Origin of the sequence: Albidovulum denitrificans, assembly GCF_002973535.1 — a bacterium.
In the GTDB taxonomy this organism is placed as follows: Bacteria; Pseudomonadota; Alphaproteobacteria; order Rhodobacterales; family Rhodobacteraceae; genus Albidovulum; species Albidovulum denitrificans.
The window spans coordinates 1-14,468 of sequence record NZ_PVEP01000011.1; the positions used below are offsets into that span (position 1 = coordinate 1).

The 14,468-nt window shown below is 67.3% G+C and carries 15 protein-coding genes; 2 read left to right on the top strand and 13 right to left on the bottom strand.

Annotated elements, in window-relative coordinates:
- The 13 genes from LX70_RS17845 to LX70_RS17905 form a co-directional block, all read right to left on the bottom strand.
- Window positions 1-515 (bottom strand): formate--tetrahydrofolate ligase (locus tag LX70_RS17845; RefSeq protein WP_146111592.1); only part of this gene is annotated, 515 nt, incomplete at its 3' end.
- 295 nt (window positions 516-810) lie between these two features.
- Window positions 811-1,395 carry an MOSC domain-containing protein gene (locus LX70_RS17850; protein ID WP_105516156.1) on the bottom strand — a complete coding sequence of 195 codons (585 nt, stop codon included), beginning with the start codon at window positions 1,393-1,395 and terminating at the stop codon, window positions 811-813.
- 17 nt (window positions 1,396-1,412) lie between these two features.
- Window positions 1,413-2,198, bottom strand: coding sequence for a methyltransferase domain-containing protein (locus LX70_RS17855; protein ID WP_105516157.1), 786 nt, complete (start codon window positions 2,196-2,198; stop codon window positions 1,413-1,415).
- Window positions 2,199-2,297: 99 nt separating this feature from the next.
- Window positions 2,298-4,226, bottom strand: coding sequence for an ATP-dependent zinc metalloprotease FtsH (gene ftsH, locus LX70_RS17860; protein ID WP_105516268.1), 1,929 nt, complete (start codon window positions 4,224-4,226; stop codon window positions 2,298-2,300).
- A gap of 80 nt (window positions 4,227-4,306) precedes the next feature.
- The gene (gene tilS, locus LX70_RS17865; RefSeq protein WP_170076248.1) at window positions 4,307-5,575 is read right to left on the bottom strand and encodes a tRNA lysidine(34) synthetase TilS; all 1,269 of its coding nucleotides are present in this window, start codon (window positions 5,573-5,575) and stop codon (window positions 4,307-4,309) included.
- On the bottom strand, window positions 5,572-6,417 hold the full coding sequence (ybgF, locus tag LX70_RS17870; protein WP_105516269.1) for a tol-pal system protein YbgF: 846 nt from the start codon (window positions 6,415-6,417) through the stop codon (window positions 5,572-5,574). The genes tilS and ybgF overlap by 4 nt, the downstream gene beginning before the upstream one ends.
- A 13-nt stretch (window positions 6,418-6,430) precedes the next feature.
- A complete protein-coding gene (pal, locus tag LX70_RS17875) occupies window positions 6,431-6,952 on the bottom strand; it encodes a peptidoglycan-associated lipoprotein Pal (protein ID WP_105516159.1) in 522 nt (173 codons plus the stop codon).
- 107 nt (window positions 6,953-7,059) lie between these two features.
- Window positions 7,060-8,388, bottom strand: coding sequence for a Tol-Pal system beta propeller repeat protein TolB (tolB, locus tag LX70_RS17880; RefSeq protein WP_105516270.1), 1,329 nt, complete (start codon window positions 8,386-8,388; stop codon window positions 7,060-7,062).
- 170 nt (window positions 8,389-8,558) lie between these two features.
- Window positions 8,559-9,752, bottom strand: coding sequence for a cell envelope biogenesis protein TolA (locus LX70_RS17885; RefSeq protein WP_245885128.1), 1,194 nt, complete (start codon window positions 9,750-9,752; stop codon window positions 8,559-8,561).
- A gap of 7 nt (window positions 9,753-9,759) precedes the next feature.
- Window positions 9,760-10,236 (bottom strand): protein TolR, encoded by a 477-nt coding sequence (gene tolR / locus LX70_RS17890; protein WP_105516160.1) that lies wholly within the window; start codon window positions 10,234-10,236, stop codon window positions 9,760-9,762.
- A 3-nt stretch (window positions 10,237-10,239) separates the two neighbouring features.
- A complete protein-coding gene (tolQ, locus tag LX70_RS17895) occupies window positions 10,240-10,935 on the bottom strand; it encodes a protein TolQ (RefSeq protein ID WP_105516161.1) in 696 nt (231 codons plus the stop codon).
- 150 nt (window positions 10,936-11,085) lie between these two features.
- Entirely contained in the window at window positions 11,086-11,616 is a 531-nt protein-coding gene (locus tag LX70_RS17900; RefSeq protein WP_105516162.1) for a cupin domain-containing protein, read from the bottom strand.
- Window positions 11,617-11,620: 4 nt separating this feature from the next.
- Window positions 11,621-12,424 (bottom strand): class I SAM-dependent methyltransferase, encoded by an 804-nt coding sequence (locus tag LX70_RS17905; protein WP_105516163.1) that lies wholly within the window; start codon window positions 12,422-12,424, stop codon window positions 11,621-11,623.
- A 141-nt stretch (window positions 12,425-12,565) separates the two neighbouring features.
- Here LX70_RS17905 and LX70_RS17910 point away from each other — a divergent pair, with 141 nt between their 5' ends.
- Both LX70_RS17910 and LX70_RS17915 read left to right on the top strand, forming a co-directional pair.
- Window positions 12,566-13,354: a winged helix-turn-helix transcriptional regulator gene (locus LX70_RS17910; RefSeq protein WP_105516164.1), complete on the top strand. Its 789-nt coding sequence runs from the start codon at window positions 12,566-12,568 to the stop codon at window positions 13,352-13,354.
- 42 nt (window positions 13,355-13,396) lie between these two features.
- Entirely contained in the window at window positions 13,397-14,464 is a 1,068-nt protein-coding gene (locus LX70_RS17915; protein ID WP_170076250.1) for an AbrB family transcriptional regulator, read from the top strand.
- The last annotated feature ends 4 nt before the right edge of the window (window positions 14,465-14,468 follow it).

Genomic DNA, 14,468 nt, shown 5'->3' on the forward strand with positions numbered 1-14,468 from the left:
TTCATGTCCATCACCCGGCGCCACACCACCCGGCGCTCGTCGATCTTCAGCTCATTGCCCCAGTAGATATGGTTGTCGATCATCGCCGACAGAAGGTTGTGGGCGCTCGTGATCGCGTGGAAGTCGCCGGTGAAGTGAAGGTTCATCTCCTCCATCGGCACAACCTGCGCATAGCCGCCCCCGGCAGCCCCGCCCTTCATCCCGAAGTTCGGCCCAAGCGAGGCCTCGCGGATACAGATCACCGCCTTCTTGCCGATCCGGTTCAGCCCGTCGCCAAGACCCACCGTCGTCGTCGTCTTCCCCTCGCCCGCGGGCGTCGGGTTGATCGCCGTCACCAGAACAAGCTTCCCGTCCGGCCGACCCTCCAAAGACCGGATGAACGCCTGACCAACCTTCGCCTTGTCATGACCGTAAGGCAGCAAATGCTCCGAGGGGATCCCAAGCTTGTCCCCGATCTCCTGGATCGGTCGCTTCACAGCCTCACGCGCTATCTCAATATCCGTCTTGAAACCCATAACTCCGCTCCCTTCAGAATGTCCAAGGCGCCGGTGCGACCGGCTCTTGTCCGGGTGATAGCGATAGCTTGGCCGGTCGGAAGGCTGATTTCCGACCTATCCGCTCGCGGAATCGCCAGAAGCTGTTTCCCATCGGAAATCCCGGCCCCCGATCCGCGACGGAACCGCGCGGCGGCGCCCTGCGTTGGGGACGGGAGAGAGAGGAAAGGGGACCGGACATGCGTATCACGACCGTCATCATCAATGCGGGTTTCGCCTTTGGCCTGATGCTGGCCTCGACCGTGCTGCTCTTGGTCTAGACGGCGCCCGCCCAGCCGCGCTGCGACGGTACATGCAGGCGCAGCCGGTCGCCGACCGACAGCCGTCCTTCCCGTTCCACCCAGGCCGTCACCCCGCGCCGTCCGGCGGCGGCACGTTTGAAGGCGGCGCCAAAGCCCGCGTGGACGCTTTCGATTTCCCGTCCCGGCAGGTTGCAGGAGCGGTTTTCCATATCGACCGTCACCGTCACCCCGCTGTCGGATTGCAGGCGCGAAGACGGCGGGACATGGGTGAAATCCGCGATCCCCTCGACCACGACGGAGGCACCGACGAGGTCGGGCGAGAGCCGATCAAGGCCCATTTCGGCGGCGATGGCCGCCAGTTCCTCAGCCGAGACGATCGACAGCTGGCGGGTATTTCGGATCTCGGTATCGCGGGGGTATTGCGACAGCACGCGCGAACAGGATGGCCGCGTCAGGCCCGAATGCGCCTCTCCCGTCACGCCGGCGAAGGTCAGGTCCAGCGCGCGGGCCGGGTCGGAGGACAGCTTTGCCGCGCGGTCGGCAACGCGGCCCAGCCAGATGACGGTGGCGTAGTGATCGGTCGGCTCAAGCGCGGGCATCGGCGGTCCTTTGCGGCCTAAACGGTCAATGTGAAGAAGAGGCGGCGGAACGGGAAAAGGACGGAACCGTCCGCTTCGACCGGATAGGCGGCCTCAAGCGCCTTGTCGTAGCGGCTGAGGAAGGCCGCGATCTCATCCCCGTTCATCCGGTCGAGGTAGGGCCGCATCGCGGTTGCTTCGGTGAAGCGGCGGACCGGGTGGCCGTTGTCGGACGGGGCAAGGCGCTGCACATAATCGGTTTCCCAGACATCGACCTGCCCCAGCGGGGAAAGCATCCGGTGGTAGTCGACCGGCGGCGCCACCGGGGCGACCCGGTCGGCCAGTGGAAAGCGGTCGGGGAACATGTCGGCGGCGAAATCGCGCAGGAAGCGGTGCGAGGGTGCGCCATATTGCCGGGGCATCTGTACGGCAAGCGTGCCGCCGGGCGCGAGATAGCCCGCGAGACGGGGGAAGAGGCCCGCGTGATCCGGCAGCCATTGCAGCGCGGCGTTGGAGAAGATCAGCGCCAGCGGGGTATCGGCCCGCCATTCGGTGACGTCGGCGGGGATCAGATCGTCGTAGCAGCCCTTTGCCCCTGCCGCATCGAGCATGTTGGGCGAAGCGTCAAGGCCGATCAGCCGCCGCCCCGGCCGGTAGCGATGGGCCAGCGCAGGCCCCGCCGCGCCGTTGCCGCAGCCGAGGTCCAGCGCCGCGCCGTCCGGCAGGTCCCCCACCCGGCCCAGAAGGTCCAGCGCGGGCCTGAGGCGCAGGTCGCGAAAGCGCGAATAGGTTTCGGGGTTCCAGTCGGCGCCACGCGCGGTCATTCCCGTCGCTCCTTCATGCAGGCCCGTCCTCCCTTATGCAGGAAGGCGGGACGTGGCCTTTGCCGCATCCCGCCCCGCTGTCTTTTCGTCAGCCTCAGGTCACGCCGAGGGTTCAGGCTCAAGCCCGCCCTTGGGGGTGCGCGGCTTTTTCGTCTTCGGGATGGCGGTGACGGCCGGAACCGCGCTCCCTTTGTCGGAATTGTCATCCTCATCGGTGTCCGACTTCGGCGGCTCACCCCGGATGACGCGCATCATGTCCTCGCCCGTCAGGGTTTCATATTCCAGAAGGCCCTGGGCGAGATTCTCCATCTCCTGCCAGTTGTCGCGCAGGATCGACTTGGCACGCTCATACGCCTCATCCACCAGGCGGCGCACCTCCTGGTCGATGATCTCGCGGCTTTCGCTTGAGGCGTTCCACTGCGATTGCGCGCCAAGGAAGCTTTCCTGGGTCGAGGTGTAGTTAATGTTGCCCAGCTTGTCGGACATGCCCCACTGGCTGACCATCGCGGTGGCCAGGCGGGTGACATGCTGGATGTCGCTGCTGGCGCCGTTGGTCACGTTTTCCGGGCCGAAGACCAGTTCCTCGGCCGCCTTGCCACCCATGGCAGAGGCAAGTTTCGACAGCGCGCTTTCGCGCGTCATCGACAGCTTGTCGCGTTCGGGCAGGTAGAAGGTGACGCCAAGCGCCCGGCCACGCGGGATGATCGTGACCTTGTGGACCGGGTCGTGCTGCGGGACGTGGATGCCGACGATGGCATGGCCCGCCTCATGATAGGCGGTCAGCTTCTTTTCGTCCTCGGTCATGACCATCGACCGGCGCTCAGGCCCCATCATGACCTTGTCCTTGGCCTTCTCGAAATCCTCAAGCGTCACGAAGCGCCGACCGACGCGGGCGGCCAGAAGCGCCGCTTCGTTGACAAGGTTCGCCAGATCGGCGCCGGAAAAGCCCGGCGTGCCGCGCGCGATGATGCGCAGATCCACATCGGGGCCAAGCGGCACCTTGCGGGCATGGACCGACAGGATCTTTTCCCGGCCCTTGATGTCGGGATTCGGCACCTGCACCTGACGGTCGAACCGGCCGGGGCGCAGAAGCGCGGGGTCCAGCACGTCGGGGCGGTTGGTGGCCGCGACGATGATGATGCCCTCGTTCGCCTCGAAACCGTCCATCTCGACCAGAAGCTGGTTCAGCGTCTGCTCGCGTTCGTCATTGCCGCCGCCATAGCCGACGCCACGGCTGCGGCCGACGGCGTCGATCTCGTCGATGAACACGATGCAGGGGGCATTCTTCTTGGCCTGTTCGAACATGTCGCGCACACGGCTCGCGCCGACGCCGACGAACATTTCCACGAAGTCCGAACCCGAGATGGTGAAGAACGGCACGCCCGCCTCCCCCGCGATGGCACGGGCAAGAAGCGTCTTACCCGTCCCCGGAGGGCCGACGAGCAGCGCGCCTTTCGGGATCTTGCCGCCAAGACGGCTGAACTTCTGCGGGTTGCGGAGGAATTCGACGATTTCCTCAAGCTCTTCCTTGGCCTCGTCGATGCCCGCCACGTCGTCGAACGTCACCCGGCCATGCTTTTCGGTCAGCAGCTTCGCACGAGACTTGCCAAAGCCCATCGCGCCGCCGCGTCCGCCGCCCTGCATCCGGTTCATGAAGAAGATCCAGATGCCGATCAGGATCAGGAAGGGCAGCCAGAGCGAGAGGATCGAGAAGAAACCCGATTGCTGCTGACGCTCGGCCCGGACGGAAACCTTCTTGGCGATCAGGTCGGTCACCAGCTGATCGTTCAGCGCGTCGCCCTGCGGCTTGACGGTGACATAGGTCTGACCGTCCTTGGTCTGGACCTGCAACTGTTCGCCATCCATCACGACGGCGCTGACCTCACCGCTGTCGACCTTCTGGACGAAGTCCGAATAGGTCAGCGTGCGCGCGTTCATCGTGCTTTGGCCGTTGCCGAAAAGCTGGAACAGCGCGAGGATCAGGACGAACAGGACGACCCAGAATGCGATGTTTCTCGCGTTACCCAAGGGGATTTCCTCCAAACGTATGCGGGCCGCTCCGGCGAAGGCGCGGCCTTTTCTCTAAAATAGACATTAGAACGCCGGGTTCAATGCGTTATCAGCGTGCAAGGTTGCCCTGTGACGATTTCCGCCGTCCAGCCCGCCCCATGCCCTGCAAACGGCGCCGCGACAAGCGTTTTTCCGCGCCAGACCGCCGGGGAAACGACCAGGGCGGCGCGGCTGATGCCGGTATCGCGCCATGCCTTGCAGGCGCGAAGCCCCTCGGCGCCCAGCGCACGGATGCGCAAATCCGCGTGATGGGGGCCGGTCAGGCGCCAGCGCCCGTCCCAGATCGCGTCGGTCGGGGTAGCCAGCGCCGCAACCGCCTTCGGTTCGCGCGTGATGCGGATTTCGGTCTCGCTGACCCGCAAACGGCAGCCCCACAGCGTCGCGTCCCGGCCCTGCCAGATCGCCTGTTGCAGCCGGTCCAATTGCACCGCGCGCGGGGCGTAGGCGGCAGAGGATGCCCAGCGCAGCGCGGCAATCAGGATGCGGCGGGCGGTTTCGGGATGCGTCAGCCGGAATCCCTGCCGGTCAAGGATCACCTCCCCCGCCGCGCTGCGCAGGATGGCGGATGCCCTCTCGACCGCCGCGGATTTCAGCGCGCCTTGTGCGATCGAAAGCGTGTCGGTGACGGCAGACAGCCCCTCGACCGTGATGCCCAGTGGCTTCAGCGCGGCCAGAACCTTGCGGGCCTTGACGCGCTGAAAGCGGTCATCGGCGTTCGACGGGTCATCGACCCAGGTGATTCCGTGGCGGGTCAGGTAGGCGCGCAGGTCGGCGCGCGGCACCGTCAGGTAGGGGCGCAGCCAGCGGATGCCGCCTTCCTCCCAGCCCCGGCGCATGCCGCAAAGCCCGTCGATCCCGGCGCCGCGCGCAAGGCCCATCAGGAAGGTTTCGGCCTGATCGTCGGCGGTATGGCCCAGGACGACCGACCCGATCCCCCGATCCCGCGCCCAAGCGCCGATCAGGTCATAGCGCGCGCGCCGCGCCTGGTCCTGAAGGTTGCCGTCGATCCTGCCATGGTCCCAGACCAGCGTGTCATGGCTGACGCCCAGCCCGGCGCAAATCCCGGCGACGAACCGCGCCTCTTCCGCCGCCTCGGGCCGCAGGCGGTGATCCACGGTGACGGCATGAAGCGTGCCGCCGCGATGGGCCTGGATGCGCGCGAAAAGGTGCAGCAGCGCAAGGGAATCGCTGCCGCCCGACACGGCGACACCGAACCTTTCCGGCCAAACGCGCGGAAAGGCCCAGTCGGGCAGATGCAGAAGGAAGGCGTCCGCGCCCTCGGACAGCGGCCAGCCTTCGCCCGTCACTGGCAGCCGTAGTTGCGCATGTTCGCCGCCGCCTCGACCGCCTCTGGCGCCGTGGGGAACCGGGTTCCGACCTCGCCCAGCGTGACGCAGGCCTCTTGCGTCTGGCCCAGCGCGCCCAGCGTCGCGCCAAGCCTGAGAAGCGCGCCCGGCGCGCGCGGGCCGTCGGGCGCGCCCGAGAACGCCGTCAGATAGGCGCGCGCCGCATTGGCGGTGTCGCCGGTCTTTTCCAGCGCCTCGCCCCGGTAATATTGCGCATCCCCCATCAGGGGGCTGCCCGGATAGGACTGGGTAAAGGCCGTAAACTTGTCCGCGGCGCCTTGAAAGTCACCGGAATCGAGCGCCGCCTTCGCCCGATCAAAGTCCGCCTGTTCGGCCACGGCCAGTTCCGGCGCCCCAGCCCCGGCGCCCGTCGCGGGCTGGGTGGTGACGACCGGGGCCGTGCCCTGGGAACCGCCGGCGGGCGCGCCCCCAAGGCTTTGGGTGATCGGCAGGTTCGACGGATCGCAGCCCTCTTCCAGCTCACACAGCCGGAATTCCAGATCGCCGATCCGGTTGGTGCCGTCAGACACCACCCGGTTGACGTGGTTCTGAACCTGTTCGGTCTGGGAGGTGAGCCGCGACAGCTCCGCCTCCATCGCGTTCATGCGGTCAAGGGCCGAGGCCCCGCCCGCCGCCTGCATCGCGGGCGCGCCCCCCTGAACAAGTTCGGAGCGCAGCGCCTGGAGATCGTCGGCCAGCCTTTGCAGCTGGCCCCGGATATCGGCCAGCGTCTCGGCCTTGGCCTGCGCGAAACCGGCGGCGGGGGCCGCCACCAGCGCGAGGGACAGAAGAAGCACCCGCATCATCGCCCCTGCCTCAGACGCCGCCCGCGGCGCCAAGAACCGTCACGGCGCGGCGGTTCTGCGTATAGCAGGCCTCATCCGAACAGACGGCCAGCGGGCGTTCCTTGCCGTAGGACACGGTTTGCAGCCGGGTCCCGGCGACGCCATTGGCGATCAGGAAATTCTTCGCGGCATTCGCGCGGCGGTCGCCCAGCGCGAGGTTGTATGCCCGCGTCCCCTGTTCGTCGGCATGGCCTTCGATGATCGCGGTGTAGGCGGGGTGGGAATTCAGCCAGTTCGCCTGCTGGGTCAGCGTCGTCTGCGCCTCGGGCGAGAGCGTGGACTGGTCGACGGCGAAATGCACCCGGTCGCCGACGGTCTGGTTGAAATAGGCGATGGAGTTCGGATCGCTCGGGTCGCCAAGACCACCCTGGCTGATGCCGCCCGCGCCCATGCCGCCCGCACCCGCCCCGCCCGCGCCATAGCGGTCGGGGTTGTTACATGCCGCCAGCGCGACGACGCCCGCGACAAGAAGAAGGGAGTTCAGTTTGTTCATCGGTTTTACCGCCTCTTTCCTTGGCTCGATGGCCGTTATCATATCATCGGGTTCGGTCTTTGGGAACGTCGGCTTCCGCCCCGTCGGGATGGGCAAGATTGCCCATCCTACGGCAGCAGCGGCGACCAGTCCGGGTCGGACGCCCCGCCCTGCATCGGCACCGCTTTCAGGTTCCGGCCCGAAATATCGACCGAATAAAGCTGCGCCACACCCGCCGCGCCCGCGCCTTCGCGGGTGAACATGATGACGCGGCCATTGGGTGACCAGGTCGGGCCTTCGTCGAGGAAAGAGGCGGTCAGAAGCCGCTCTTCCGACCCATCGGTGCGCATCACGCCGATGTGGAAGCGGCCCGCGTTCTGCTTGGTGAAGGCGACCATGTCGCCGCGCGGGCTCCAGACCGGGGTGCCATAGCGGCCCTCGCCAAAGCTGATCCGCGTCGCCTCCCCCCCGCCCGCCGACATGACGTAAAGCTGCTGGTTGCCGGAACGGTCGCTTTCGAAGACGATCTTCGACCCGTCGGGGGAGAAGGAGGGTGCCGTCTCGATCGACGGCGCGTTGGTCAGCCGCGTGGTCGCGCCGGAGGACAGCTTCATCGCATAAAGATCGGTATTGCCGTCCTGCGACAGCGAAAAGACCACCGTCCCGCCATCGGGCGAAAAGCGCGGGGCAAAGGTCATGTTGCCCTGAAGCTCGGCCAGCGCGCGGGAAGAGACGCTGGCAAGGTCCATCAGCTTGATGCGGGGAAAGCCGGTCTCGAACGAGGTATAAAGCACCCGGTCGCCCGAGGGCGAGAAGCGCGGGGCCAGCACGATGGTGGAACTGTCGGTCAGGTACTGCACGTTGGCGCCGTCGTAATCCATGATCGCAAGGCGCTTGAGCCGCTGATCCTTCGGGCCGCTTTCGGCGACATAGGCCACACGGCTGTCGAAATAGGGGCTTTCGCCGGTGATGCGGGCATAGATCTGGTCCGCGACCTTGTGCGCCATGCGCCGCCAGTCACCCTGCCCGCCGCCGAATTGCAGCCCGTCGCCAAGGGGCGCGCCGGAAAAGACGTCGTAAAGCCGGAACTTGACGTTGATCCGCCCGTCCGTCCCGGCCGAGACCGCCCCGGTGATCAGCGCCTGCGCGTTGATCGCCTTCCAGTCGGCATAGGCCACCGGCGCCTCAAAGCTCGTCACCGGGCTGATGAAGGCCGAGGCCGGGATTTCGCGGAACAGGCCGGTGCCGGTCAGGTCGGCCGCGACCACCTGCGAGATCTGCGCCGCGACCTCGGCAGCGCCGGGGTTTTCCGCGATGAACTGCGGGGCGGCAAAGGGCAAAGGCTCGATCACGCCATCGGTGATGGTGATGCGCAAGGGGCCGGTCTGCGCCTCGGCCGCCATCCCGGCAAGACCGGTCAGCGCGAGGGCTACGCAAAGCGAGCGGATGAAGGTCATGGCTTTCCCTTCCCTGGGATCGTTGGCTTTGATGCCGGCCGCATGGATCGCCGCGGCGCGGCCCCATCTTGTCCGGTTCGAGAGTGAATTCAACGCGGCGCGCCCCGGTTCCATCCGGTCGGCGAAAGCCCGCCATGCGAAGGGGCGATGGGGCAACAGGCGATGGGGTGTCATTTCATCCTCATCTTTTCCGGGTCGAAGGTGATCTCGACCTCTTTCCACTGGTCATATTTCTCTGCCGGCAGCGGGTAGCCGTTCTGGCCGCAGCGGATGATGGCGCGGCGCCCGGCCTCATAGGCAAGCCTGGCCGATGCCTCGCTGCCGCCCTCGAAGCCGATCATGTGGATCGACCCGCTGACGGGCTTGCCGCCCGGCTCCATCGTCACGCCGATCGTCACCACCGTGTTCAGCGCATCGGTCGACAGCGATCCGACGTTCCAGCATTGCTTGACCGCGATCACCAGCGCGTCCTTTTCACCGCCCGTCATGGGCGGGCCAGAGGCGGCTGTGCCGGTGCCGGGCGCGGGCGTGTCGGACTGTTCGCCTGCAAGGGCCTCGCTGAGCGCGTCGGCAACGGCGTCGGTCGGTGCCTCCGTCGGCGCGGGCGCTTCGGCGGTCTCGGTCGGGGCGGGCCTTGCTTCCGCCGGTGCCGCCTCGGCGGGCTTCGGCTTGGCCGGTTTGGACCTTGGCCGCATGGAGGCTTCGGGCGCGGCCGAGGCGACCTTGTCCTTGTTCTCCTCGGTCTTCAGCACGTCGCCCGTCTCTTTCGGGGCGGCGGCTTCGGTCTGCGGCTCGGGCAAGGGGTCCGTCGTCGGCTCCGGCGCGACCTCGACCGTCTTGTCGGGGGCGATCTCGGCCGGGCGGTCGGGCGCCTCGTTCGGCGTCGGCGCGACGATGTCGGCGGGTTTCGGCTGCGGCGCGGGGGTGACGATGTCGGCCGAGGCCACCTGTTCGCTTGGCGGCGTGGGGGGCGTCGGCGGCGTGTCCGCCACCTCGGCCTGCGGCGGCGCGATTTCGGTCACGTCCGGGCTTGCATCGGGTTCGGGCTGCGGTTCGGGCTGCGGCTGCGGCGCGGGGTCGGACTGGGTGTCGGGTTCCGGCGCGGGGGGCGTCGGCTCCGCCTGCGGCGGTTCGGGCAGCGAAGGCTGGGGCGGTGCCTCCGTCGCCGCCTTTGGCGCGGCGGCGATCATCGCGTCATAATCGGATTGCGACATCAGCGACACTTCGGCCGTGGCGACGGGCGGCGGCATGTCGTGCGAAAAGAAGATCCCGCCCACAAGCAGCCAGAGGATCGCGCCCGCATGCGCGCCCCCCGAGACGATCAGTCCGATCCGTTCCGAACGGTCCATGGGCATCAGCCCCATCGCCCCCTCAGTTCGCCGCCTGCCCGCCGAAATTCGGGCCTCCGGCATCGGTGACGAGCGTGATGTTCGTAAAGCCGGCCGAATTCAGCGCGCCCATGACCTGCACGACACGCTCATACGGGATGCGCCCGTCGGCACGCAGGAACAGCTTGTCGCTGGTCCGTTCCGTCGCGATGGCGCGCAGCCGGTCGATCAGCTCGCCCTCGGCAACAGGCGTGTTCTGGATCGAGATCGACCCATCGTCCTGCACCGAGATGGTCAGCGGCTCTTCCTGTTCCGTCGCCACCGCCTGCGCGGCGGTCTTGGGCAGTTCCAGCGGCACCCCCACGGTCAGCAAGGGCGCCGCGACCATGAAGATGATGAGAAGGACCAGCATCACGTCCACGAAGGGCGTGACGTTGATTTCCGACATGACGGCCGCCTTCCCGCGCGAGCCGCGACGGCGGCGCCCGCCGCCCCCGCCCTTGATGACGCCAGCCCCCATCGCTCAGGCGTCCAGCTGGCGCGAGAGGATGGTGGAGAATTCATCGGCAAAGGCCTCATACCCGCCGATGATACGGTCGCTGTCGGTCGAAAGCTTGTTGTAGAAGATCACCGCCGGGATCGCCGCGACAAGGCCGAGCGCGGTCGCCACCAGCGCCTCGGCAATGCCCGGCGCCACGACGGCGAGCGAGGTGTTCTGGCTGATCGCGATCTGTTCGAAGGCGACCTTGATCCCCCAGACAGTGCCGAAAAGGCCGACGAAGGGCGCGGTAGAGCCGACGGTGGCCAGGAAGGGCAGCCCACGGGTCAGGTTTTCGGTCGCCTTGGCGATGGCCACATCCATCGACCGTTCGATACGCGCCTGCGCGCCGGTGATAAGCGCCCCGTCCTGCCGGTGGCTGCGCCGCCACTCGACCATGCCGGAGGCAAAGATCCGCTCGCTCGCGCCCTCGGGCTGCGGGCCGATCTGGTCGAAAAGCTCATCCAGCGGCTCACCCGACCAGAAGGCGCGGTCAAAGACCGCCGCCTCGCGCCGGGCCTGCCGGTAAGAGATGAACTTTTGCACGATGATCGCCCAGGACCAGAAGCTGGCCACGGTCAGAAGGATCATCACAAGCTTGACGATGAAGGAGGCGCGCCAGAAAAGCGCCAGCAGGGAAAAGTCGATGTCCTGCGCCATCGCGATAGTCTGGGTATCCATGAATGTCTGCTCGCCGGTTCCGGTCCGTCTTTCGCGGCCCTGTTATCAGCGATTCTACCCGGCTTTTAGAGGGAAAGCCAATACATCTGCGTGAGCGGGCGAAACATTGCCCCTTTGGGGGGAAGGGGCAGGCGGGCGACCCGGCCCCGCTTACCCTTCCCCCTCCGCTCCGCCCGGCGACGCCGCCATCCAGTCATTTAGGCAGAGCTTTTGCAGGGTAGCATCGTGGAGCAACAGGATCGTCGTCCCCGCGAAGACCAGATGCTGCCCCGTTTTCGGGAACTGCGCGGCATCGAACCCGCTGCTTTCGCCGCCCATCAGGTAGATCAGGTCGTCCCGATACGGGTTGGTCAGGTGGTGCGGGGGGCCGTCCGGGGCGGTGAAGCCCATGACATCGCCGGGGCCGACCTCGACGCTGCTGTCGCCGATCTCGGCCCGGCCACGGCCGGAGAGGATCATCAGAAACTCCTCGTCATGGTAGTGGCGGTGGCAGGCGAAGCTTTCCTTTCCTGGCGGAACCCGCGCGAGGTACAGCGCCAGCCGCTTCAACCCGAAAACCGGCGCCAGACGGCGGAGGAAGACATCCGAGGCCGGGTTCAGGGGGTGGCGGATATGCACCTCCTCCAACGCCTCCAGCGCCGTTCGGGACAGATAGCCGACAGGACCGCGTTCGCCCTCCATCGGCCTATCCCGGACGCCGGGCCTTCACCGCCCAGGCCCGCGCGGCAAGGCGCAAGGGCGCGTCCGGCCCCAGGCGTTCGCGCAGCCGCGCCTTCAGGGCCAGACGCCGGTCCTCAGCCAGGCTGACGCAATAGCCCGGCGCAGGGCCTGTGCCGAGCGTGAAGGGATGCCAGAGGGCTTCGAAATCGGCGAACTCCGTCACGATCCCGATCGGGGCGATCTCCGGCGCCGCGATCCCTGCCCCGTGGCAGAGCGCCGCCAGCCCGTCTTCGGTGCAGAAGGAAAACCGCGCGCCCTCGTCAAGCTCCGACGCCGCCGGGTCGATATCGGCCGCCGCCTTCCAGAAGGCATCGACGAAGCCGAGGCCGCCGTCAGGGTAATCCCAGACGTAGAAGGTCAGCCACCCGCCGGGGCGCAGCACGCGCCACATCTCAGCCAGGGCGGCGTTACGGTCGGGCAGGAAATTCAGGACAAGGCCCGAGGTCACGACATCGACGCAGCCGTCCCCCAGCGCCAGATCCTCGGCCACGGCGGTCTGGAACCGGACCTTCGGGTCGGTGATGGCACCTTGTGTGTGGCCGAGGAAGTCCCCGGACGCATCCGTCGCCAAAACCGAAGCGGGCGCGCAGCGCTCAAGGATCGCCGAGGTCAGCGCGCCGGTACCGCAACCCAGTTCTAGCCAGTCCGCCGCGACCGGCGCCTTCAGCCAGTCGAGGAACCGGGCCGCGATCAGGCGGCTCCAGCGGCCCATGTATTGCTCGTAATTGCCGCCTTCCGCCCAGGCGTCGTAGCGTTCCTGCTTGTCCATTGGTCTCACCTCGCATGTCCGGTGTGCGCCGACAGACCGAAAGGCTGCCGGGAGATCACGCCATTGTCGGCCGCCGGGCCGCGCGCTCAAGTTCATAAAGTGAAGTTGCCGGGTGCGGGCGGGCGCGCTAGGCTTCGGGTCATGGGCAAGCGTCAGGGATATGGCCAGTTCTGCCCGATCGCACGGGCGGCAGAGGTCTTGACGACCCGCTGGACACCGCTGATCGTGCGGGAGCTTTATTTCGGCAGCACCCGCTATTCCGATCTGCGCCGCGGCCTGCCGCGTATCTCAAGCGCGCTCCTGTCCCGGCGCCTGAAGGAGCTGGAGCATCACGGCATCGTCCACTGCGACCGTGCAGAGGGCGGGACGGTCTATGGCTTGACGGAAGCGGGGCTGGCGCTGTTCCCCGTTCTTGAAAGCATGGGACGCTGGGCGCAGGCGCATAGCCGGGACGACATGACGAGGGACGAAAACCTCGATCCCGATCTGCTGATGTGGAACATCCGGCGCAGGGTCGACGGTGCGGGTATCCCCGAGGGGCGGACCTTTGTCGTGTCTTTCCATTTCCTCGGCGTTCCGGCGCAGCGGGGCCGGTTCTGGCTTCTGTTCCGGGGCGGCGAGGTGGAAATCTGCGTCCGCGACCCGGATTACGGGACCGATCTTGAGGTGACGGCGCATATCCGCACGATGACGCAGGTCTGGCTTGGGCATCTGCCACTGGGGACGGCGATCCGGCAGCGCGCGCTTCTTCTCGAAGGCGGCGGGGCAGAGGTGCGGGCCTTTTCGCGCTGGTTCCGGGTCAGCGCGCTGGCGATCCGGGATCAGGGCGACACGTCCGCAGCGCCGCTGAATGCAGTCAATCCTTCGCGGCCGGGCCATGGCGATGCGGCGGTCAGCCCAGGGGGGCTTGCGCCGCCGGGCGGTTCCTGACAGGGAATGGGCATTGCCCGGACCCATCCCCGGACCTATCCCATGTCGCTTTTCATCCGCGCCTTCGGCACCCCGCACTGGCCGACCGTCCTTCTGACCTATGTCATCGGCGGCGCGGGCGGGATGCTTGCGAAGGCGCTGCACCTGCCCTTGCCGATGCTGCTCGGCTCTCTCCTCTCCGTGGGCGCGGCGGCGCTTTTCGACCTGAAGCCCTTTGGCCACCTGCCACAGGCGCCGCAGAAGATACGGATGATCTTCATCCCGGTGATCGGCGTCGCCATCGGCGGCGCGGCGCGGCCGGAGATTCTGCAACAGGCCTGGGAATGGATCCCCTCGCTGATGATCCTCGGGCTTTACATCCCGGTCATGCACTACCTCGGCTTTCGGATGCTGACGGCGACGGGGCGGATCGACCGCAAGACGGCCCTTTACGGCACCGCGCCCGGCGGGCTGGTGGAAACCGTGCAGATGGGGGAAGAGGCCGGGGCGGACATCCAGATGCTTTCCATGCTGCAATTCCTGCGGCTGATCCTGACCATCGTCGTGGTCCCCTTGAGCTTCACGGTCATGGAGGGCCATGCCGTCGGCTCGGCAGGCGGTGCGGCGGTGGCTGGGCACGGGATGGGGGCGGCGGATGTGGCGATCCTGCTGGCCTGCGCGGTCGTGGGCGCGGCGGTCGGGCTGCGCCTGAAACTGCCCGCCGGGCATGTGCTGGGGCCGATCCTGTTTTCCGGCGCCGCCCATGTGGCGGGGTTGACGCAGTCGGTGCCGCCCGCATGGCTGGTCGCGGCGACGCAGGTGGTGATCGGCACCTCGCTGGGCGTGCGCTTCGCGGGGATGCCGAAGCGGCGCATCCTTGACGCGCTGGGGCTGGCGCTGATGAACGGGACGCTGACCATCGGCGGGGCGGCGGCGCTGGCCTATCTGATCGCGGGGCTGGTCGGCGAACCGGCGCGGGCCGTCTTCCTGGCCTTCGCGCCGGGCGGGCTGGTGGAGATGGGGTTGATCGCGCTCAGCCTGAACATGTCGATCCTTTATGTCACCGCCCACCACCTGATGCGCATCATCCTTGCCGTCAGCTTCGTGCGCGCCTTCGGCGGGCGGCTGTAAGCGG

Coding starts and splice junctions, on each gene's coding strand:
- tolQ (WP_105516161.1), bottom strand. CDS start 10,935: ATGGATACCCAGACTATCGCGATGGCGCAGGACATCGACTTTTCCCTG.
- LX70_RS17910 (WP_105516164.1), top strand. CDS start 12,566: ATGGGCAAGCGTCAGGGATATGGCCAGTTCTGCCCGATCGCACGGGCG.
- tolR (WP_105516160.1), bottom strand. CDS start 10,236: ATGGGGGCTGGCGTCATCAAGGGCGGGGGCGGCGGGCGCCGCCGTCGC.
- LX70_RS17905 (WP_105516163.1), bottom strand. CDS start 12,424: ATGGACAAGCAGGAACGCTACGACGCCTGGGCGGAAGGCGGCAATTAC.
- ybgF (WP_105516269.1), bottom strand. CDS start 6,417: ATGCGGGTGCTTCTTCTGTCCCTCGCGCTGGTGGCGGCCCCCGCCGCC.
- LX70_RS17850 (WP_105516156.1), bottom strand. CDS start 1,395: ATGCCCGCGCTTGAGCCGACCGATCACTACGCCACCGTCATCTGGCTG.
- LX70_RS17915 (WP_170076250.1), top strand. CDS start 13,397: ATGTCGCTTTTCATCCGCGCCTTCGGCACCCCGCACTGGCCGACCGTC.
- pal (WP_105516159.1), bottom strand. CDS start 6,952: ATGAACAAACTGAACTCCCTTCTTCTTGTCGCGGGCGTCGTCGCGCTG.
- LX70_RS17885 (WP_245885128.1), bottom strand. CDS start 9,752: ATGGGGCTGATGCCCATGGACCGTTCGGAACGGATCGGACTGATCGTC.
- tolB (WP_105516270.1), bottom strand. CDS start 8,388: ATGACCTTCATCCGCTCGCTTTGCGTAGCCCTCGCGCTGACCGGTCTT.
- LX70_RS17900 (WP_105516162.1), bottom strand. CDS start 11,616: ATGGAGGGCGAACGCGGTCCTGTCGGCTATCTGTCCCGAACGGCGCTG.
- LX70_RS17855 (WP_105516157.1), bottom strand. CDS start 2,198: ATGACCGCGCGTGGCGCCGACTGGAACCCCGAAACCTATTCGCGCTTT.